General features: G+C 61.9%; 18 protein-coding genes. 5 read left to right on the forward strand and 13 right to left on the reverse strand.

What is annotated here, in order from left to right; translation table 11 throughout:
- Nucleotides 1–28 precede the first annotated feature (28 nt).
- From KHO33_RS01140 to KHO33_RS01175, 8 genes are all read right to left on the reverse strand, one after another.
- Complete coding sequence (locus tag KHO33_RS01140) at nucleotides 29–940, reverse strand: ABC transporter permease subunit (protein WP_054042825.1); 912 nt, start codon at nucleotides 938–940, stop codon at nucleotides 29–31.
- Nucleotides 937–1,908 (reverse strand): ABC transporter permease subunit, encoded by a 972-nt coding sequence (locus KHO33_RS01145; protein ID WP_200561981.1) that lies wholly within the window; start codon nucleotides 1,906–1,908, stop codon nucleotides 937–939. The genes KHO33_RS01140 and KHO33_RS01145 overlap by 4 nt, the downstream gene beginning before the upstream one ends.
- A complete protein-coding gene (locus KHO33_RS01150; protein WP_372341852.1) occupies nucleotides 1,905–3,068 on the reverse strand; it encodes an ABC transporter ATP-binding protein in 1,164 nt (387 codons plus the stop codon). Before KHO33_RS01150 ends, KHO33_RS01145 begins: the two co-directional genes overlap by 4 nt.
- 207 nt (nucleotides 3,069–3,275) lie before the next feature.
- A complete protein-coding gene (locus KHO33_RS01155; RefSeq protein WP_093645074.1) occupies nucleotides 3,276–4,397 on the reverse strand; it encodes a polyamine ABC transporter substrate-binding protein in 1,122 nt (373 codons plus the stop codon).
- Between the two features lie 73 nt (nucleotides 4,398–4,470).
- Nucleotides 4,471–5,910, reverse strand: a complete 1,440-nt coding sequence (locus tag KHO33_RS01160) for an aspartate aminotransferase family protein (RefSeq protein ID WP_200561979.1) — start codon at nucleotides 5,908–5,910, stop codon at nucleotides 4,471–4,473.
- 48 nt (nucleotides 5,911–5,958) lie between these two features.
- Nucleotides 5,959–7,293, reverse strand: a complete 1,335-nt coding sequence (locus tag KHO33_RS01165) for a glutamine synthetase family protein (protein ID WP_154565606.1) — start codon at nucleotides 7,291–7,293, stop codon at nucleotides 5,959–5,961.
- Between the two features lie 32 nt (nucleotides 7,294–7,325).
- On the reverse strand, nucleotides 7,326–8,120 hold the full coding sequence (locus tag KHO33_RS01170; RefSeq protein WP_054042827.1) for a gamma-glutamyl-gamma-aminobutyrate hydrolase family protein: 795 nt from the start codon (nucleotides 8,118–8,120) through the stop codon (nucleotides 7,326–7,328).
- A 303-nt stretch (nucleotides 8,121–8,423) separates the two neighbouring features.
- A complete protein-coding gene (locus tag KHO33_RS01175) occupies nucleotides 8,424–8,627 on the reverse strand; it encodes a hypothetical protein (RefSeq protein WP_035516723.1) in 204 nt (67 codons plus the stop codon).
- A gap of 434 nt (nucleotides 8,628–9,061) precedes the next feature.
- Between KHO33_RS01175 and KHO33_RS01180 the strand changes: the two genes are divergently transcribed.
- From KHO33_RS01180 to speB, 3 genes are all read left to right on the forward strand, one after another.
- Entirely contained in the window at nucleotides 9,062–9,613 is a 552-nt protein-coding gene (locus KHO33_RS01180; protein ID WP_054042828.1) for a cupin domain-containing protein, read from the forward strand.
- A gap of 89 nt (nucleotides 9,614–9,702) precedes the next feature.
- The gene (locus tag KHO33_RS01185; RefSeq protein ID WP_054042829.1) at nucleotides 9,703–11,196 is read left to right on the forward strand and encodes an aldehyde dehydrogenase; all 1,494 of its coding nucleotides are present in this window, start codon (nucleotides 9,703–9,705) and stop codon (nucleotides 11,194–11,196) included.
- Nucleotides 11,197–11,330: 134 nt separating this feature from the next.
- Nucleotides 11,331–12,293 carry an agmatinase gene (speB, locus tag KHO33_RS01190; RefSeq protein WP_200561977.1) on the forward strand — a complete coding sequence of 321 codons (963 nt, stop codon included), beginning with the start codon at nucleotides 11,331–11,333 and terminating at the stop codon, nucleotides 12,291–12,293.
- Between the two features lie 43 nt (nucleotides 12,294–12,336).
- On the opposite strand, the gene KHO33_RS01195 is transcribed toward speB, so the two are convergent.
- The 3 genes from KHO33_RS01195 to KHO33_RS01205 all read right to left on the reverse strand — a co-directional run bounded on the left by KHO33_RS01195 (nucleotide 12,337) and on the right by KHO33_RS01205 (nucleotide 15,204).
- Entirely contained in the window at nucleotides 12,337–13,533 is a 1,197-nt protein-coding gene (locus tag KHO33_RS01195; RefSeq protein ID WP_200561975.1) for an MFS transporter, read from the reverse strand.
- Entirely contained in the window at nucleotides 13,530–14,063 is a 534-nt protein-coding gene (locus tag KHO33_RS01200; protein WP_200561973.1) for a MarR family winged helix-turn-helix transcriptional regulator, read from the reverse strand. Before KHO33_RS01200 ends, KHO33_RS01195 begins: the two co-directional genes overlap by 4 nt.
- 121 nt (nucleotides 14,064–14,184) lie before the next feature.
- Entirely contained in the window at nucleotides 14,185–15,204 is a 1,020-nt protein-coding gene (locus tag KHO33_RS01205) for a VTT domain-containing protein (RefSeq protein ID WP_200561972.1), read from the reverse strand.
- A gap of 374 nt (nucleotides 15,205–15,578) precedes the next feature.
- Between KHO33_RS01205 and KHO33_RS01210 the strand changes: the two genes are divergently transcribed.
- A complete protein-coding gene (locus tag KHO33_RS01210) occupies nucleotides 15,579–16,184 on the forward strand; it encodes a peroxidase-related enzyme (protein WP_200561970.1) in 606 nt (201 codons plus the stop codon).
- A 74-nt stretch (nucleotides 16,185–16,258) separates the two neighbouring features.
- Here the strand turns inward: KHO33_RS01210 and KHO33_RS01215 are convergent, their stop codons facing one another.
- Nucleotides 16,259–17,509, reverse strand: coding sequence for an MFS transporter (locus KHO33_RS01215; protein WP_200561968.1), 1,251 nt, complete (start codon nucleotides 17,507–17,509; stop codon nucleotides 16,259–16,261).
- A 113-nt stretch (nucleotides 17,510–17,622) separates the two neighbouring features.
- On the reverse strand, nucleotides 17,623–18,585 hold the full coding sequence (locus tag KHO33_RS01220) for a LysR substrate-binding domain-containing protein (protein ID WP_200561966.1): 963 nt from the start codon (nucleotides 18,583–18,585) through the stop codon (nucleotides 17,623–17,625).
- Between the two features lie 270 nt (nucleotides 18,586–18,855).
- Here KHO33_RS01220 and KHO33_RS01225 point away from each other — a divergent pair, with 270 nt between their 5' ends.
- The gene (locus KHO33_RS01225) at nucleotides 18,856–19,584 is read left to right on the forward strand and encodes a DUF899 family protein (protein ID WP_054042836.1); all 729 of its coding nucleotides are present in this window, start codon (nucleotides 18,856–18,858) and stop codon (nucleotides 19,582–19,584) included.
- Nucleotides 19,585–19,624 lie beyond the last annotated feature (40 nt).

Consider the following 19,624-nt stretch of genomic DNA (forward strand, 5'->3'; position numbering starts at 1 on the left):
CTTATTGGTCGTATTGCAAAAGGACTTCTTATGCGCGTGCCGTATCGAGCGATTTCCGTACGGCGGCTTGTTGTGGTGCTAACGGCAAAGGGTCGGCGGCTTCGGCGAGTGCGAAAGCCATCTGCATGTCGCGGTTACGCTTGCGTTCACGCACCTGCATCCAGCGGTTCACAGCGATCACGCCGATCGTCACCGTGGTGATGAAGATCGTGGCCAGTGCGTTCATTTCCGGATTCAGGCCAAGACGAACACGCGAGAACACGACGAGCGGCAGCGTGGTCGAACCGGGACCGGACAGGAACGCGGAGAGCACGAGATCGTCGAAAGACAGCGTGAACGACAGCAGCCAGCCGGACATCAGAGCCTGCGAGATCAGCGGCAGCGTGATCAGGAAGAACACCTTGAAGGGCGTGGCGCCAAGATCGAGTGCGGCTTCTTCGAGCGACTTGTTGAGCTCCTTCACCCGCGATTGCACGATGATCGCCACGTACGAAACGCACAGCATCACGTGGCCGATCCAGATCGTGAAGAGGCCACGACCCTTTGGCCAGCCGAGCATCTGTTCGAGCGCGACGAACAGCAGCAGCAGCGAGATGCCCTGAATCACTTCAGGAATCACGAGCGGCGCGTTGATCATGCCGGCGAACAGCGTGAAGCCGCGAAAGCGTCCGAAACGCGCCAGCACGAAACCGGCCCACGTACCGATCACCACCGATGCACACGCGGTCAGCAGACCGATTTTCAGCGACAGCCACGCTGCACTGAGCAGTTCGCCGTCTTGCAGCAAGGCGCCATACCACTTGAGCGAGAAGCCGGACCAGACCGTGACGAGCTTCGACTCGTTGAACGAATACACCACCAGGCTGATGATCGGGATATACAGAAACAGAAATCCGAACGTCAGCACGCTATTGGAAAGCGTTCTATTAGGCTTGATCATTTCGCACCTTCCAGTTCCTTGACCTGGTAGTACTGGAACACGGCCATCGGCACGAGCAGCAGTAGAACCATCGCGACGGTGACAGCGGATGCCATCGGCCAGTCCATATCGTTGAAGAATTCATCCCACATCACGCGGCCGATCATCAGCGTATCGGCGCCGCCCAGCAGTTCAGGAATCACGTACTCGCCGACCGCCGGAATAAACACCAGCAGGCTGCCGGCGATAATGCCGTTCTTCGACAGCGGCAAGGTGATGCGCGTGAACGCGGTCCACGGTTTGCAACCGAGGTCGTAGGCCGCTTCGAGCAGCGTCAGATCCATCTTCACAAGGTGCGCATACAGCGGCATCACCATGAACGGCAGATACGAATAAACCATGCCGATATAGACGCCAATATCCGTGTGGTAGAGGCGCAACGGCGAATGAATCATGCCGATGGCCATCAGCGTGTGATTGAGCAGGCCGTCGTCCTTCAGGATGCCGATCCATGCATAGACGCGGATCAGGAACGACGTCCAGAACGGCAGCATCACGCCCATCATCAGCAGGTTGCGCTTGGTCGGCTCTGAACGCGCGATGTAGTACGCAATCGGGTAGCCGATCAACAGGCAGAAGAAGGTCGAGATTGCGGCCATCTTCAGCGAGCTGATGTACGTGGCGACGTACAGATCGTCCTGCAGCAGGAAGGCGTAGTGGCTGAGCTGCATGGCGAAGTGCACCATGCCGTCCTTGACCGTCACGAGATCCGTGTACGGTGGAATGCCCAGGCGCAGATCGGCGAAGCTGATTTTCAGCACCAGCACGAACGGCAACGCGAAGAACACGAAGAGCCACATGAACGGCACGCCGATCACGGTCGTGCGGCCCGAGGGCACCAGGAACGAGAGGCGTTTTTTCAGCGAGCCGAGCAAACGGCTGCCGGACGGCGCGCCGAGCGCCGCGGGGGAGGTAGTGGGATTGCTCATTGCGTCAGCACCACGCCGCTAGCCGGCGACCAGTAGACGAACACGTCGTCGTTATAGGACGGCGCACCTTCGCTCATGAGGTGCGAGCTGGAGAGATTAGACACGACCGTCTTGCCGCTCGGCAGGCGCACGTGATACAGCGAATAGCTGCCCATGTACGCGACGTCCGAGACCACGCCGCGTGCCCAGTTATGCGGCGTCGAGGGCTTGTCGAGCGAGACCTTGACGCGTTCCGGACGCACCGAGATGCCCACCGGCATGCCGAGCGGGCCGGTAATGCCGTGGCTCACGTAGATGCGCGATTCGAGGTCTTCGCTTTCCACGAAGATATGGTCCGGCTCATCCGCGACCACGGTGCCTTCGAACAGATTGGTCGAGCCGATGAACTCGGCCGAGAAGCGGCTATTCGGAAATTCGTACACCTGGCTGGGCGAGCCGATCTGCACGATGCGGCCTTCGCTCATCACGGCGAGGCGCCCGGCCATCGTCATGGCTTCTTCCTGATCGTGCGTCACCATCACGCAGGTCACGTCGACCTTCTCGATGATGTTCACCAGTTCGAGCTGGGTCTTCTGACGGATCTTCTTATCGAGCGCCGACATCGGCTCGTCGAGCAGCAGCAGCTTGGGGCGCTTGACGAGCGAGCGGGCCAGCGCCACACGCTGCTGCTGTCCGCCTGAGAGCTGGTGCGGCTTGCGTTGCGCGTATTTGCTCATCTGCACGAGATTGAGCGCGTCGGCAACACGCTCCTTGATCTCGTTCTTGGGCGTGCCTTCCTGCTTGAGGCCGAACGCGATATTCGCTTCGACGCTCATGTGCGGGAACAGCGCATACGACTGGAACATCATGTTGACCGGCCGCTTGTACGGCGGCATCGCGGCGAGGTCTTCGCCGTCGACGAAAATGCGGCCGGACGTGACCGACTCGAGCCCCGCGAGCATGCGCAGGAGCGTGGACTTGCCGCAGCCGGAGCTGCCGAGCAGCGCGAACAATTCATTCTTCGCAATGCTCAGATTGACGTTGTCGACAGCAGTACTGTCGCCGAATTTCTTTACGACATTTTCGATGCGAACGAATTCGTCCGATTTCGATTTTGTCGTCGGTGCGGGGCGGGCCATCTGGGTGGCGCCGGCTACGCTTGTTTGTGTCGTCGAGTTCATGATGTAACCATTCCTTGCGGATCGCGAGCGCAAGTGTCTCCATACGAGTCGCGGGAAGCGGCTCGCAAGATGCGCTGCGATCGGAAAACATGGGACTGCGCACAGGTGGGACTTAAGCACGCAGGCTGACTACCGTTACTGCCATTCATGCGCTCAGGGTTCAAGCGATCCCTGAGCGCGGGATCGATTCTTTTTAGTTTGGCTTAATCAATGGCCGGTTTTAAGCTGCGCCCAAAGTCGATTTTCAAGGCGCAGAATGTCGGTGGGCATCGGTTTCATCAGTGTCATTTTGCTCAACACTTCGTCGCCCGGATAAACGGTCGTGTCCTGTGCGACACCCGGAACGACGAACTGGCGCGCGGCCTTGTTCGCGGTCGGGTAGAACACTTCATTGGTAATGGCTGCGTTGACCTTCGGATCTTCGATGTAGTTGATCCACTTCAGCGCGGCTTCAGGATGCGGTGCATCTTTCGGGATCACCATCACGTCGAACCACAGCAGACCGCCTTCCTTGACGTTCGAGAATTTCACCTGATACGAACGCTTGGCTTCCGCGGTACGGCGGCTGGCGATGCCGACGTCACCCGACCATGCCACCGCGACGCAGATGTCGTTGTTAGCGAGGTCGTTGATGTAGCCGGATGAATTAAATTGGGTGATATACGGGCGGACTTTCTTCAGCACTTCGAACGCGGCCTGATAGTCGGCGGGGTTCGTGCTGTTCGGGTCCTTATGCATGTATTGCAGCGTCGCGGCGAATACGTCGACCGCCTGGTCGAGGAACGACACGCCGCAGCCTTTCAGCTTCGACAGATTGGCCGGGTCGAACACGAGGGCCCAGCTGTCCACCGGTGCATTGGCGCCGAGTGCCTTCTGCACGGCTTGCACGTTGTAGCCGATACCGTCGGTACCGTAAGCCCAGGGCACACCGTACTGATTGCCCGGATCGGCGTCGGAAATCATCTTCATTAACACGGGGTCGAGGTTCGACAGATTCGGCAGCTTTGACTTGTCGAGCTTCTGATATACGCCGGCCTGGATCTGCTTGGCCATGTAGTTCGACGTCGGCACCACGATGTCATAACCGGAGCTGCCTGCGAGCAGTTTGGCCTGCAAGGTATCGTCGCTATCGTAGTTGTCGTACTTGACCTTGATACCGTCCTGCTTCTCGAAGTTTGGAATCGTGTCCTTCGCGATGTAGTCCGACCAGTTGTACACATTCAGTTCCGTGTCGGCCGCAAGGGCCGGCGTAACCGACAACGCCGCAAAACCCGTGAAGGCGAGAAGCGCGGCCCCCGCGACCGCATGACGAAGATGACAAACGCTCATGGTTTTTTCCCTTGATGTGAAGAACCGGCATGAGCGCGTATCGTGGGTGTGCCCATGCCGGAACGAACTGCCGTTACGAAATTCCGAGTTGTTGTGCGGTCGCGTCGATGGCGTATTTGGCCTTCGCAACGATCTCGTCGATTTCCAGCTTGTTGATCACGAGCGGCGGCGACAGCAGCATCCGGTCGCCGGTGGCGCGCATGATCAGGTTGCCGTTGAAGCAGAAGTCGCGGCAGATCGTGCCGACTTCTCCACCATTGGCAAAACGCTTGCGTGCTTTCGGGTCTTCTGCGAGTTGCAGACCGGCGACCAGACCCGCGCCGGAGATTTCACCGATGATCGGGTGATTGGCAAAGGTGTCGCGCAGCTTCTTCTGGAAGTACGGACCCGTGTCGGTCTTGACGCGCTCGACGATCTTGTCGTCGCGCAGCAGCTTCAGATTGGCTACCGCTACTGCCGCGGCCACCGGGTGGCCGGAGTAGGTGAGGCCGTGATTGAAGTCGCCATTTTCGATGATCGCCTTGGCGACGCGATCGTGCAGACCGACCGCGCCCATCGGCACATAGCCGCTCGTCAGGCCCTTGGCCAGCGTGATCAGATCCGGCTCGAAACCGAAGTGCTGATGCGCGAACCATTCGCCGGTCCGGCCGAAACCGCCGATCACTTCGTCGGCGACCAGCAGGATGTCGTACTTGCGGCAGATGCGCTGGATTTCCGGCCAATACGTTGAAGCCGGGAAAATCACGCCGCCCGCGCCCTGGAAAGGCTCACCGATAAACGCGGCCACGTTGTCCGCGCCGATTTCGAGAATCTTTGCTTCCAGTTGCTGCGCGCGGGCCAGAGCGAATTCTTCCGGCGTCAGATTGCCTTCTGCTTCGCCGAAGAAATACGGCTGGTCGATATGCACGATGTTCTCGACCTTCGAGGGCATCTGTTCGTGCATGTAGCCCATGCCGCCCAGCGTGCCGCCCGCGATCGTCGAACCGTGATAGCCGTTTTTGCGCGAGATGACGAACTTCTTCGAGTGCTTGCCTTGCGTCGCCCAGTATTGGTGAACGATGCGCAGCACGGTGTCGTTGCCTTCCGAGCCGCTGTTGCAATAGAAGAAGTGGTTGAACGGTTCCGGCGCCAGCTCTGCGAGCAGGGCCGACAGTTCGATCACCGGCGGGTGTGTCGTCTTGAAGAAGGTGTTGTAGAAGGGCAGTTCCTGCATCTGGCGATACGCTGCGTCGGCCAGTTCCTTGCGGCCATACCCGACGTTCACGCACCACAAACCGGCCATGCCGTCGATGATCTTGTTGCCATCCGAATCCCACAGGTACACGCCCTGTGCCTTGACGATCACGCGGCTGCCGCTGCGATTGAGCGAACCCATATCCGAAAACGGATGGATGTGGTGCGCGGCGTCGAGCGCGCGGTATTCGGCGGTGCTGCGTTGCTGTTGTGCGGCTTGTGCTGCGCCAGCGGGTTGTGCCGGCTGCACGTAAGCGACTTCTTCTGTTCTGTAGCTCATACTGCCTCCAATTTTTTGCGTTTGCGGGCGACGTCGTTGAAATAGATCTTAGACGTGCAGCAGCAAATGCCGGCGTTCCCACGAACTGATCACGCGGAAAAACGCTTCATATTCGGTTTCTTTCAGTGCGAGGTAGGCCTTGACGAATTTCTCGCCGAGAATCTCGGCCATCGGTTCGCACGCGCCCATCAGCGTCAACCCCTCTTCCAGATTGCGCGGCAACTGGTAGGGCAGTTCGTAACCGTCGCTGAGCAGCGGCTCGGTCGGCTCCAGATTCTGCGTCATGCCGAGATAGCCGGCGGCGAGCGTTGCGGCAATCGCCAGATACGGGTTGCAGTCCACGCCCGGAATGCGGTTTTCGATGCGGCGCGCAGCCGGGCCCGAATGCGGAATGCGGAAACCCACGGTGCGGTTGTCGTAACCCCAAGCCACGTTGATCGGCGCAGCCATGAAGCGCGACAAGCGGCGATACGAGTTGATGTACGGCGCGAAAATCGGCATCAGCGCTGGCGTGTATTTCTGCAGGCCCGCGATATAGCCCGTGAAAAGCGACGTGGGCTTGCCGTCCGGACCGGTGAACAGGTTGTGGCCGGTTTCTTCGTCCACGAGGCTCTGGTGCATGTGCATCGCTGAGCCCGGTTCGCCTTCCATCGGCTTGGCCATGAAAGTCGCGTACATCTTGTGACGCAGCGCGGCCTCACGCACCGTGCGCTTGAACAGGAACACGCTGTCGGCGAGTTTCAGCGGATCGCCGTGCATGAAGTTGATTTCCATCTGCGCGGCGCCGACTTCGTGAATCAGCGTGTCGACTTCCAGTTCCTGCACTTCGCAGTATTCATAGATGTCTTCAAACAGCGGATCGAATTCGTTGACGGCTTCGATCGAGTACGCCTGACGGCCGGTCTCCGGACGGCCCGTACGGCCGATCGGCGGTTGCAGCGGCAGATCCGGGTCTTTGTTCATGTCGACCAGGTAGAACTCGAGCTCGGGCGCGATGACCGGCTTCCAGCCTTTGGCCTTGTACAGTTCGAGCACGCGGCGCAGCACACGGCGCGGCGAGATCGCGACGGGCGTGCCGTCGAAGTGAACGCAATCGTGGATCACCTGGGCGGTCGGATCGACGGCCCACGGGATCATGCGGATGGTGCTGGCGTCGGGAACGCAGACCATGTCCGGGTCGGTGACGCCGGTGAGCGTGCCGTCTTCCGGATAGTCCCCTGTGACGGTCTGGATCATCACCGCCTGCGGCAAGCGCATGGATTCGCCGGATTCGAACTTGCTGCGCGGAATGATCTTGCCGCGTGCGATCCCGGCCATATCCGGAATGATCGCTTCGATTTCGGTGACGCGGTTCTTCTTCAGGAAGTCGTCGATTTCATGCATGGTTATTCTCTCAGTTTTGGTGCGCGACCGGCTCAGGCATGCGTGGCAGCGGCGGATGCCGCGCCATAGCCGGCCTTGGTGCGCATTCGATCGCGGCAGGCTTCGCCGAAGGCACGGAAGATCGCGGTGGAAAGCGCGTCGTTGGCATGCTTCCATTCCGGGTGCCACTGCACACCCAGCGCGAAGGCACGCGCATCTTTCACGCTCATCGCTTCGATCAACCCGTCCGGCGCGGTGGCTTCTGCCACCAGACCCACGCCCAGCCGCTCGACGCCCTGACCGTGCAATGAATTCACACGCGCTTCATTCGTGCCGCCCGCGAGGCGCTGCAACAAGCCGCCCTGCGTCAGCGTGATCGAATGCGACGGTGCGTATTGCACGTCGAGGTCGTCTTCCTTGTTCTCGCGATGGTCGTTCAACCCGGCCACCGCGTGAACGCTTTGATGCAACGTCCCGCCGAACACCACGTTCATTTCCTGAAAGCCCCGGCATACCGCCAGCACCGGCACGCCTGCGGCGATCGCGGCGCGCAGCAGCGGCAGCGTCGTCGCATCGCGTGCAGCGTCGTGCAGCGTGCCCGGCGCGCTGGGATGGCCGCCGTAGCGGTGCGGCTCGACATTCGAATAGCTGCCGGTGAACAGTAAGCCGTCGACCGTAGCCAGCACGTCCTCGGTGGACTGACGCTCGCCGAGCGCCGGCAGCAACATGGCCAGCGCCTGCGAGCCGTCCACGATCGCGGCGATGTACTTCTCGCCGGTGACGTGCGACGGGTGGACTCCCATCATCGTTCTGTCGGCGCTGATGCCGACAAGGGGTTTGTTTCGCATATCAGATAGACGTGTATGTTCCCCGCGGGACGCGGCATGAACAACGTTAAACACGGCGCGGCAACATTCCGCAGCCGGACGCAAGGCGTCAGGCCACCGGGTAGTGCGGGCGGTCGTCGTCAGCGGGACGCGCCGCGCGTGGTAATTAGATGTGTCGTTCGATTCGGCCCGTTGCGGTGCGCAACTGATCTGATCCGCATGAAGCGCATAAGCGGCAGACGGCACCGCACACGCACAAACGCATGGCTCGAGAGAGCGCGTTCACGCAAACGGACGAATCGAACGACGGAAAAGGGGGAGGCGCTACGGCAGCAGCGAGGCGACTTCGTCCGTGCGCACAGCAATGAAGGCGCGCGCGGAGATGGAGTTGTGACGTCGAACTGAACGGCGGGACAGGATCGTGAAGACGGACAGGAAGCGGCGGAACGCAAGGCTGCCGTTGCTGCCGTCGGCGATGGCGCCGTCAGCGCGAGGACAACTCGCCTGACTTCGATTCCATCTCACCAAAGGGCCTCGGACTCTCACGATTACACTCGACTAGCGACGTTGAAAGTATTGAACGCTTGCTCGAAAAACGCACAGGGCGTTTAAAGAAACATGACGCTGGGATGACCGTCTCTGACCGTTGCGAACTGGGTTCGCTGCGTCAAAAACACACGTTCGTGTTTCGTGACGTCGGCATGACGATCGCCTGAGAACCATCGTATACGAGCCAATAATGCCGTCAAATCATTTTTATAAAAGATTTATCAGGGCTTTCCCGAGGGTGTCCCTGGAATCCGGGTCAGTGGGAACATTCGTTGCGCAAATCATATTTCGGAATCCTTTCAGGGTTTTCCCCAGCGGCGCAACGATTAAAGTGATTAGAATATTCAACACTCGCGGGCACACGTTGCCCGAGTCCACGCGCCCGATCGTCTCCCATGTCAGAGAACCTAGCGATGTCCATAGAAGTTGCGACCCGCCTGCAGTACATCCGTAAGAAGAATGGTCTGTCCCAGCGCGAGCTGGCGAAACGGGCGGGGGTGACCAACGGCACGATCTCGCTGATCGAACAGAACCGGGTGAGTCCGTCGGTTGGATCGCTGAAGAAACTGCTTGAGTGCATACCGATGAGTCTTGCCGAGTTCTTCACTTTTGAAGTGGAGGTGGAACGCTCGGTCGTGTCGCGCCGCGCCGACATGCCGAATCTCGGCAATGAGTCGATCGAGTTCTATCTCGCGGGCTCCAGTGTCAAAGACCGCAACATGGGCATTCTGCGTGAGGTCTATCAGCCGCTCTCGGATACCGGGCCGGAAATGCTGGAGCACGAGGGGCACGAGGGCGGGGTGGTGGTCAGCGGTCAGATCGAACTGACAGTAGACGGCGTGACGTGGCTGCTCGACCCCGGTGACAGCTATTACTTCGAAAGCCGTCTACCGCATCGTTTTCGCAATCCCAGCGCGGAGCATCTCTGCGAGATCGTGTCGGCCAATTCGCCGCCCACGTTCTAAAGACTCCGCGCCAACGCGCCGCGACGCAGTTCCAGGCCGCTTGAAGTCGGAGCCGGCGTGCGTCGAGCGCATAACATTGAGGCATCCTGATGGACAAGAAATCTCTCGCTTTCTGGCAAGACAAAGCCGCTACGCTTTCGATCGAAGGCCGTGCGTTTATCGACGGTGAGTACCGTGACGCCGCAGGCGGCCGCACGTTCGACTGCCTGAGCCCGATCGACGGCAAGCTGCTTGCCAAAGTGGCCGACAGCGGTGCGGCGGATGTCGACGCCGCCGTGGCAGCCGCACGCCGTGCGTTCGATTCCGGTGTGTGGTCCGGCCTCAACCCTCGCAAGCGCAAGGCGATCCTTTTGCGCTGGGCCGCGTCGATCCGCGAGCATATGGACGAACTCGCGCTGCTCGAAACGCTGGATGCCGGCAAGCCGATCGCCGACACCACCTCGGTGGACGTGCCGGGTGCCGCCTATTGCGTCGAGTGGTTCGCTGAAGCGATCGACAAGGTCGGCGGCGAAGTCGCGCCGGCCGATCATCATCTGGTGGGCCTCGTCACGCGTGAGCCGATCGGTGTCGTTGCGGCAGTCGTGCCGTGGAATTTCCCGATCCTGATGGCATCGTGGAAGTTCGGCCCGGCTTTGGCCGCGGGTAACAGCGTGGTTTTGAAGCCTTCGGAGAAGTCGCCGCTCACCGCGATTCGCCTCGCTCAACTCGCGCTGGATGCGGGCATCCCCGCTGGCGTGTTCAACGTCGTACCCGGCGCGGGCGAACCGGGCAAGCTGCTGGCGCTGCATCAGGACGTGGACTGTCTCGCCTTCACCGGTTCGACCAACGTCGGCAAGCTGATCATGCAATACGCCGGTCAATCGAACCTGAAGCGCGTGTGGCTCGAACTCGGCGGCAAGTCGCCGAACATCGTGATGCCCGATTGCCCCGACCTCGACCGCGCGGCGAACGCGGCGGCGGGTGCGATCTTCTACAACATGGGCGAAATGTGCACCGCGGGTTCGCGCCTGCTCGTGCACAAAGACATCAAGGACGTGTTCCTCGACAAGCTGATTGCCGCCGCGCGCAGCTATACACCGGGCAATCCGCTCGATCCGCAAACCTCGATGGGCGCGATCGTCGATAACGTGCAACTCGAACGCGTGCTCGGTTATATCGAAGCAGGCCGCGCCGAGGCGAAGCTGCTGCTGGGTGGTTCGCGCGTCAAGCAGGAGACCGGCGGCTTCTATATCGAGCCGACCATCTTCGAGATTCCGGCTTCCGGTGCGAAGGTTGCGCGCGAGGAAATCTTCGGGCCGGTGTTGTCGGTGATTACGTTCGACACGGTTGAAGAGGCGATCAGGATCGCTAACGACAGCGAATATGGTCTTGCCGCCGCTGTCTGGACCTCGAACCTCACCACCGCGCATGAAGTGTCGCGCAAGCTGCGCGCCGGTACGGTATGGGTCAATTGCTACGACGAAGGCGGGGACATGAATTTCCCGTTCGGCGGCTACAAACAATCGGGCAACGGCCGTGACAAGTCGTTGCACGCGTTGGAGAAGTACACCGAGCTGAAGTCCACGCTCGTTCGGCTGCGCTAAAGGATTCGCAAGCCAGCGCGGCGGCGTTTGAAAGAAACGCCGTCGCGTTCCCAATGAATCCGAGGCCGGACGTTGCACGCATTACCTGGAAGCCCCGCGTGCGGCTCCGGCATGTTTAGGTATCAGGTCATCCCATGACTGAACTCGTTTATGGCGACGGCGCGATCCGTCGCCCGTCGCTTTATGGCTCGTCGATCGAAAACACCTATGCGGGTGTGTTGTCGTTCATGCGCCGCAAGTACACCCGCGAACTCGACGGCGTCGACGTCGTGGTCTCCGGCGTGCCGCTCGATCTCGCCACCACGTTCCGCTCGGGCGCACGTCTCGGCCCGGCGGCGGTGCGCGCGGCGAGCGTGCAATTGTCGGAATTGCATCCGTATCCGTGGGGCTTCAATCCGTTCGACGATCTCGCCGTGACCGATTACGGCGACTGCTGGTTCGACGCGCACAATCCCATGACGATCAAGGAATCGATCGTCGAGCATGCGCGCACGATCCTGCGTTCGGACGCGAAAATGCTGACGCTCGGCGGCGATCACTACATTACGTATCCGCTGCTGATCGCGCATGCGGAGAAGTACGGCAAGCCGCTTTCGCTGATCCATTTCGACGCTCACTGCGATACCTGGGCCGACGATAGCCCGGACAGCCTGAATCACGGTTCGATGTTCTACAAGGCGGTGAAAGACGGCTTGATCGATCCGAAGACTTCGGTGCAGGTCGGCATTCGCACGTGGAACGACGACTTCATGGGGATCAACATCCTCGACGCCGCCTGGGTCCATGAACATGGCACGCGAGCAGCGGTGGAGCGGATCACGTCGATTGTCGGCGAGCGGCCGGCGTATCTGACCTTCGATATCGACTGTCTCGATCCGGCGTTCGCGCCGGGCACGGGTACGCCGGTGGCGGGCGGTTTGTCGTCGGCACAGGGTCTGGCCATCGTGCGCGGACTGGGTGCGTTGAACCTGGTGGGCGCGGATGTGGTGGAGGTGGCGCCCGCTTATGACCAGAGCGAGATCACGGCGATTGCCGCCGCGCATATCGCGTGCGATCTGTTGTGTCTTTGGCGGCAGAAGAAGGTCGCTGCACGCTAGGCGCATTCAATCGTCTTGAAGCGCAAGCGGCGCAATGCAGGCGTTAGCCCATCGACGACGATCGATCGGGCTGACGCCGGCCTTCGCGCAAGCCAAGTGTGTAGACAACGAGCGCGCCGCTCATGATCGCCAGTTGCCACAGCAGCATATCGCTACCGCGTGCTTTCATCGCGAACCCGGCAATGAGCGGCCCCACGATCGAACTCGCGGTGAAGGTGAGCGACACCAGCCGCATGTTGCGCGTGAGCGCGGCCTTGTCGCTGCACGCCGCCGCGACCATGCCGAGTGTGATGTACGCGCTGTTCATGCCGCCGAGCAGCAAAGCGCTCGCGCCGGCAAGCCATGAGGCGGGCGCGGCGAGCGCGAAACCGCAGATCGCCAGCGTGCTGAGCGCGGCGCAGACAATCACCGTGGCCGCCAGGCCCGCGCGATCCGCAAACCAGCCGACCGGAAATTGCAGCACCATGCCGCCGACACCGAATAGCGTGAGTAGCGTGGCGGTCTGTGTGGTGTTGAGGCCGTGGGCGTCGGCAAAGAGCGGGAAGAGGCCATAGAGCGCGCCATCGCCGATGCCGCCTGCCGCGACGACCACCATGCCGAGGCTGACCATCGGACCGATAGGGAGGCTTTTCGCGGCGCTGTCTGTTCGCGCAGGCCGTGCTGGTTTGACAGCAGAGGGCTTGTCGTCCGACGCGGTCAGCCACAGGGGAAGGGCTGCCGCAAACGTGAAGGCCGCGCCGGCCGCGAACGTAATGCGTCCGTCGACTGCGCACCATACCGCCAGGGCGGGGCCGATGACGCCGGCGCTGGCAATCAGCGCTTCGTGCACGCCCACTACACGTCCGCTCGATTCGGCCGGCACAAGCCGATAGAGCCACGTTTCATTGGCGATCCAGCGCAACCCGATGCCGAGCCCGGTCAACAGACCGGGCACGAGCCACAATGGCCACCACAGCGCGTTCATCGTTGCGAACGCAAGTACCGTGGCGGCGAGACCGAGCGATACCGTGCGCTTCGCACCGATCCGCTCCATCAGCCACGGCGCGATCAACAAGCCGATCAGCATGCCGGTCCATTGCGAAGCGGAGAAGAGGCCGGCGCGCGGTGCGTCGAGGCCACGCTGCGCGAGCCACACCGGCAGCACCATGAAGCCGATGCCGAACTGGCCGATCTGCGAGAGCGCCGAGACCGTGGTCAGCGCGGCGATTGCCGGCCAGCGCACCGGCGCGACGGTATTCATGTGCCGCTCCGCGCAGGCATGGGCAGACCCTGTTCGCGGCATTCGACCGGGCAGCCGGCTTTCAGGCAGGGGCCGTCGTCGCAAAGGCGGCACAGTTGCATGGCGTGCGCCGGATCGCGGGTCTCGCTCCAAAGGATCTTGATCAGCAGGCTTTCGAGCACCCCGCGTTCGCGCTCGTCGAGCTGTCCGACGATGCGCTGGAGCATCTGGTCGCGTGCCGTTTGGAGGCGTTTGGCTTCACGCTTGCCGGAAGCGGTCAAGGCAAGCGCGACGGAACGTTTATCCGTGCCGGATTTCTTTTCGATGAGACCGGCGTCCACCAGACCCGCAACGGCGCGGACCGCGGCCGGATGCGAAAGATCGACCGCCTCGCGTAATACTTCAATGGATGAATCGGGATATTGACCGACCGCGTTGAGCATGGCGCGGGCAGTGGGGCCCGCGAGCGCGGCCACGGTAGGCTGCGCGTTCATCTCGTCCATGACCAGCAGGGCGAGCACGCCAAGCAGGTTTTCTGTGCGCTGCGTCATAGCGATACCTCAATGTGTGCAACGTGCATATATGCATAGTGCACACATTGAAGATGATGCGCAAGCGGTTTTTTATCGCCGGCTCATTATGCTCGGGCGGGCGGGGTTCAAGCGCCTGCCGTCACTTCGCCAATCGCGCCCGTACGGTGTATTCGCCTTCGTTGCCCTCGTCTTCCGCCATATGGGCCATAGCCGTCTCGAAGTCGGGCGGCAGCGGCTCGACCGGATAACCACGTTTTTCCCACGCGTCGAGGCCGCCCTTGAGCGCGCGGACGTGATGGATATTCTTGCGATGCAGTTGATTGACGATCCGCTTGGCCGTCGCTTCGTTAGGACAGACGCAGTAGACGACAATCGGCCGCTTCAGCAAGTCGGGATGCAGCGGCTCGGGCGAATCGAGATCCAGCAACTGCGCGCCCGCAATCCGGTGCGATTCTTTCGCGCGGATGCTGTGCGGCCGGGCATCGAGGATCAACGGCGGCTCATTGGACTTCATCAGTTCGTCGAGCTGGTCCGGCGAGATACGGATATGCGCGAGCCAGCGGCGAAACTGCCACCGGCGCACATAGCGATAGACGAGCACGGCAAGGAAGATCGCTGCGAACGCGTCGAAAATCGTGCCGCCGTGATTGCGCACGAGCAGAACGAGCTGCACGATCTGATCGTCAAGCGCGGCGCCGCCGATCACCCATACGCTGGCCCACAGCATCGCGCCGACAAAATCCCACAGCAGAAACACGCCGACGTTGATTGGCGTGGTGCCGAGCAGCGGCGCCGAGATCAAGCCGAGCCCCGGCAGGAATTTGGCGACGGTCAGAATCGGTGCGCCGTACCGTTCATAGGTATTGCGTGCGACACGGACGGTGGTGTCGAGCGAGAGTGAGAAGCGCACTAGCTGATTCAGCAAGCGGCGGCCGTAGGTTCGTCCGGTGAAGAACCAAAGCGAGTCGGCCAGCAGCGTGGCGCAGACGGCGGCTCCAATGACGCTGGCATAAGTGGTCTGGCCCATGGCGGCCATGGTGCCGCCGAGGATCAGCATCGGCGCCGCCGGAATCGGTAAGCCGAGTTGCGTGACGAGCACGCTCATGAACACGGCCCACACGCCCAGAGAGGGTGGAATAGCAACCGGAAAATGCCACACAACCACGCTCCTCTTGATGCGATGAAGGGATTTGGAACAGCCCGTGCCTGGCAGGTGTGCGTCGCGAGCATGTTATGCAGGGCCGGTTCCTGCCGGACAGCGGCCGGCTGCATGGCTCGTTCAACTGGCCGGCGGCACGAACGCAGCAGCACGAACTTCGGATTTAAGCACAGGTTGGTGACATGGCGCTGCGGGGCGGGCTGAGTACCTGAAAAAATGCAAGGGCATGGAGCGATTGACCGTGCTGCGGTGCCCCTGTGCAGCCTGTCCCTGTCGCTGCCCAGCGCGGAGCAAAAGGCCAGATTGACCGGGACGGCAGCGAGCCGAAGTTCGTTACAATCGTCGTGCACATACAGATACAACGGAGACACAACATGGCAAACCTTCAGCCGATCAGCCGCTATCCCGTGCCTGAGCCTGGCGCGTGGCCGGACGACATCCGCGCCCGGATCCTCGAAGTGCAGGAGAAAGCCGGTTTTGTCCCGAACGTATTCCTGACGCTGGCGCACCGGCCGGATGAATTCCGTGCGTTTTTTGCGTACCACGACGCGTTGATGCTGAAAGAGGGTGGCCTCACCAAAGGCGAGCGCGAGATGATCGTCGTCGCCACGAGCGCGGTGAATCAGTGTCTGTATTGCGTGGTCGCGCACGGCGCGATTCTGCGCATCTACGAAAAGGCGCCCTTGCTTGCGGATCAGGTGGCCGTCAACCATCGCAAGGCGGATATCACGGCGCGTCAGAAGGCGATGCTCGATTTTGCGCTGAAGGTCTGCCGCGAATCCGGCACGGTCGACGATGCCGATTTTCAGACGCTGCGTAAGCACGGCTTTTCGGATGAAGACGTGTGGGATATCGCGGCCATCACCGCATTTTTCGGTTTGTCGAACCGGATGGCCAACGTCATTTCAATGCGGCCGAACGACGAGTTCTATCTGATGGGCCGTGTGCCGAAAGCGGCGGCGGACGCGCCGCGAAAATAGCATCGGAGCAGCGAGTAGCGGGCTCGCGGCGCGCGCGGATACATGCTCTCGCAGGCTCGCTCTCACCCGAACCCTCACGCAGCCGCCGGCTCGGACCGGATTGTGGGCGTGCTGACGGCCTTGTCGTCGATCGGGAAGTGCAGCATCGCGGCAACGAGTCCGGCGACGACCGTCGCTTCCCACAGCAGCGAATACGATCCGGTCAGATCGAACACCAGGCCGCCTAGCCATGCGCCCAGAAACGAGCCGATCTGGTGGCTCAGAAAGCAGACGCCAAAGAGGCTGCCGAGGTGCCGTATGCCGAACACTTTCGCCACGAGTCCGCTCGTCAGCGGCACGGTCCCGAGCCAGGTTAGTCCCATCACCGCCGCGAAAATCACGACCGAAGCGGAGGTCTTCGGCAGCAGAAAGAAGGCGCCGATCGTCACGCTCCGGATGAGGTAAAGCCAGCCGAGCACGTGGTGCTGGCGGAACCGGCCGCCCAGCCATCCGCATCCCCAACTGCCCGCCATGTTGAACAGGCCGATCAGCGCGAGCGCGGTGGCGCCCAGCCCGATAGGCATATGGCAGAGCGTCAGATATTCAGGAAGATGGGTGGCGATGAACGCGAGCTGAAATCCACAGGTGAAGAAGCCGAGCGTCAGGAGTCGATATCCCCGATGCCGGATCGCCTGAGCGAACACCTTGCGAAGCGGCGCAGCGGGCGGCTCCTGAACCTGAATGCCGACATTCGCGCGCCGGTCGAGCACCATGCCGAGCGGCGCGATCAGCAGCATCAGGAAGGCCAGCACGAAGAGCGAGGTGGCGATGCCTGAGCTGAGCCGAATGCTCTGCACGAGCGGGATCATTAGGACCTGTCCTGCCGAGCCGCCTGCGCTGACGAGACCCATCGCCATGCTGCGTTTTTCCGGAGACGCGATGCGGCCGACTGCCGGCAACACCACGCCGAATGTCGTGCAACTTACGCCGATGCCGACCAGCAAACCCATGCCGACGATCAGCAGCGGACCCGACGGCGCGACCGCCGCAACGCCCAGGCCCGCGGCAAACGTCGTCGCGCCGAACGCGACCACCGGCGCCGAGCCATAGCGGTCCGCTGCCGCGCCCGCGAACGGTTGCGCGAAACCCCACACCAGGTTGTGCAGCGCGATGGCGAATGCGATCAGCGTGACGGGCAGGCCGCGGTCGAACGAGAACGGTCCGATGAAGAGACCGAAAGTCTGCCGGATGCCCATGGCGGCGCTCAGAATCAGCGCGCCGGCGATGATCACGAGCGTCGTTTGACTCAAGGGGATGGCGAGGCGTTTGCTATTTGTCGTGGACATGGTTTCTGATCTCCTTGGACACCATGGTCGCAGCGAGCGTCAGAAGCGGCAAAAGAAAAGATTTTGACGACGGGTGAGTGCGGCTCACCTGTCCAGACGGGGGCGTGCAGCGTTTAGTGGTTGGCGCGGCGCGATTCCGCATCGGCAGCATCGGATGGATTGGCGAACGGTTCAGCTTCGCTCAGCAGCCACCGTTTGAAGTCGGCGAGTTCCGGGCGAGTCTCCGCGCTATCCGTGTTTTGCGCGCTCACCAGCCAATACGCCGTGGAGGATGCGATCGTCTGTGGACTGGCCTCGACGAGTGCACCGCTTGCGAGATCGCGGTCGACCAGCGGCCGTCTGCCGAGCGCGACGCCGAGGCCCATGCTCGCGGCTTCAAAAGCGAGCTGGATCGTGTCGACGCGCAAGCCGTCGTTCAGGTCGATGCCGTCGATGGCGCCCCCGTCGATGGCGACCCCGTCGAACCACGCCTGCCAGTCTTCGCTCGCCGAGTTCACGTGAATGAACGTCGCGTGACGCAGATCGATGTTGCCATGCGCGTCGCGCAGCTTATGCACGTACGCGGGGCTGCACACCGGCACCAGGCGTTCGCCGAACAGACGCGTCCACGCGGTCCCCGCGACCGGGGCGCGGCTCAGGCGAATGGCGAAATCGAAACCGTCGACGGGAAAGCCGACCTGACGGTGCGAGGTATCGACGGTGACGTTCGCAGCCGGCCAGCGTGCGCGAAAGGCGGCGAGGCGCGGCAACAACCACCGCGAGGCGAGCGTAGGCGCGCAACTCAGCGCAATTGGGCGATTCGCACGGTGGTTCGGCAGGCGTTGTGTGCCGATCGCGATCAGCGAAAACGCTTCGGATACGTACGACAGATAGTCGGCGCCCGCCGTCGTCAGCGAAATTCCGCGCGGCTCGCGCACGAACAGTTCGACGCCCAGCGATTGTTCGAGGCCGACGATACCGTGGCTAATCGCACTCGGCGTGACGTTCAGTTCCGCGGCGGCGAGCTTGAAACTCTGATGCCTGCCGGCCGCTTCGAAAAAACGGAGCGCGGGCAGCGGGGGCAGACGAAGCGGCATGGGGCATCCTCAAAGGCGGCGCGGCGGGCGCCGTGACGGTGCAAAAGTGCGCCGGCGCGCGCATGCTGTTTCGGGAAAGGATACCTTGCAATGAGGTTTCGATTGCCGCTGCGTAGGCGGCGCAAAATAATTCGCTGACGTTGTCGATTCGCCGCCACGCCGTTCGTCGTGGCTATATAAGGGCAAAACATGCGCTCGCGGCAGCGTCGCGTCATGCCGTGCCGTGGCTATCGCGCCCTTAATCCTTGTTACCGCAACAGGAGGTGGCTGATGAATGACGTAGACCCATCTGCACAAGCCTTGAAACCGGCCCGGCTGCTGGCCGAATCGCCCGCCCGCTTTCCGGGTGAGAGCGCCGAATATCGCAGCGCGCGCAACGACTTGCTGGCCGAGGAAATCGAATTGCGCCGTCATATCGAACGCGTTGCCGCGCAGCGCCGCGCGCTGCCGCCCGGCGGTATCGTGCCGCAGGACTATCTCTTCGAGGGCGAAGCGGGCCCGGTGACGCTTTCCGAAATGTTCGGCGCGCATGACACGCTCGTGACCTACAACTGGATGTTCGGTCCGCAGCGCGAGCGCCCCTGTTCGATGTGCACCTCGCTCCTGAGCGCTTACGACGGCGAAATGCCCGACATATTGCAACGCGTGGCCTTTGCGGTGATCGGCCGCTCGCCGATCGACAAGCTGGCGGCCTTCAAGAAAGAGCGCGGCTGGCGGCATCTGCGGCTGTATTCGTCGGGCGGCAACACGTTCAACCGCGACTACGCCGCTGAAGTTCCGGATGGCGGCGACAATCCCGCCTTCAACGTGTTCACGCGTTCAGGCGGTACGGTGCGGCACTTCTGGGCCGAGGAGATGGGGCCGTCGACAGCGGACCCGGGTCAGGATCCACGCGGCGCTCCCGATGTGATGCCGATCTGGACCGTGCTCGACATGACACCCGGCGGCCGCGGCAGCGACTGGTATCCGGAGTTGGAGTACGACACTGTGCCGCGTTAGCCGTGCGGTTTCATGCAGGTGTGCGGTGGGCCGGCAGGGC

The organism is Paraburkholderia nemoris, assembly GCF_905221015.1.
GTDB classification, from domain to species: Bacteria; Pseudomonadota; Gammaproteobacteria; order Burkholderiales; family Burkholderiaceae; genus Paraburkholderia; species Paraburkholderia nemoris.

Bases quoted from the DNA above. Each gene is read 5' to 3' on its own strand.
- KHO33_RS01140 (WP_054042825.1), bottom strand. From the start codon at position 940: ATGATCAAGCCTAATAGAACGCTTTCCAATAGCGTGCTGACGTTCGGA.
- KHO33_RS01145 (WP_200561981.1), bottom strand. From the start codon at position 1,908: ATGAGCAATCCCACTACCTCCCCCGCGGCGCTCGGCGCGCCGTCCGGC.
- KHO33_RS01150 (WP_372341852.1), bottom strand. From the start codon at position 3,068: ATGAACTCGACGACACAAACAAGCGTAGCCGGCGCCACCCAGATGGCC.
- KHO33_RS01155 (WP_093645074.1), bottom strand. From the start codon at position 4,397: ATGAGCGTTTGTCATCTTCGTCATGCGGTCGCGGGGGCCGCGCTTCTC.
- KHO33_RS01160 (WP_200561979.1), bottom strand. From the start codon at position 5,910: ATGAGCTACAGAACAGAAGAAGTCGCTTACGTGCAGCCGGCACAACCC.
- KHO33_RS01165 (WP_154565606.1), bottom strand. From the start codon at position 7,293: ATGCATGAAATCGACGACTTCCTGAAGAAGAACCGCGTCACCGAAATC.
- KHO33_RS01170 (WP_054042827.1), bottom strand. From the start codon at position 8,120: ATGCGAAACAAACCCCTTGTCGGCATCAGCGCCGACAGAACGATGATG.
- KHO33_RS01180 (WP_054042828.1), top strand. From the start codon at position 9,062: ATGTCCATAGAAGTTGCGACCCGCCTGCAGTACATCCGTAAGAAGAAT.
- KHO33_RS01185 (WP_054042829.1), top strand. From the start codon at position 9,703: ATGGACAAGAAATCTCTCGCTTTCTGGCAAGACAAAGCCGCTACGCTT.
- speB (WP_200561977.1), top strand. From the start codon at position 11,331: ATGACTGAACTCGTTTATGGCGACGGCGCGATCCGTCGCCCGTCGCTT.
- KHO33_RS01195 (WP_200561975.1), bottom strand. From the start codon at position 13,533: ATGAATACCGTCGCGCCGGTGCGCTGGCCGGCAATCGCCGCGCTGACC.
- KHO33_RS01200 (WP_200561973.1), bottom strand. From the start codon at position 14,063: ATGACGCAGCGCACAGAAAACCTGCTTGGCGTGCTCGCCCTGCTGGTC.
- KHO33_RS01210 (WP_200561970.1), top strand. From the start codon at position 15,579: ATGGCAAACCTTCAGCCGATCAGCCGCTATCCCGTGCCTGAGCCTGGC.
- KHO33_RS01215 (WP_200561968.1), bottom strand. From the start codon at position 17,509: ATGTCCACGACAAATAGCAAACGCCTCGCCATCCCCTTGAGTCAAACG.
- KHO33_RS01220 (WP_200561966.1), bottom strand. From the start codon at position 18,585: ATGCCGCTTCGTCTGCCCCCGCTGCCCGCGCTCCGTTTTTTCGAAGCG.
- KHO33_RS01225 (WP_054042836.1), top strand. From the start codon at position 18,856: ATGAATGACGTAGACCCATCTGCACAAGCCTTGAAACCGGCCCGGCTG.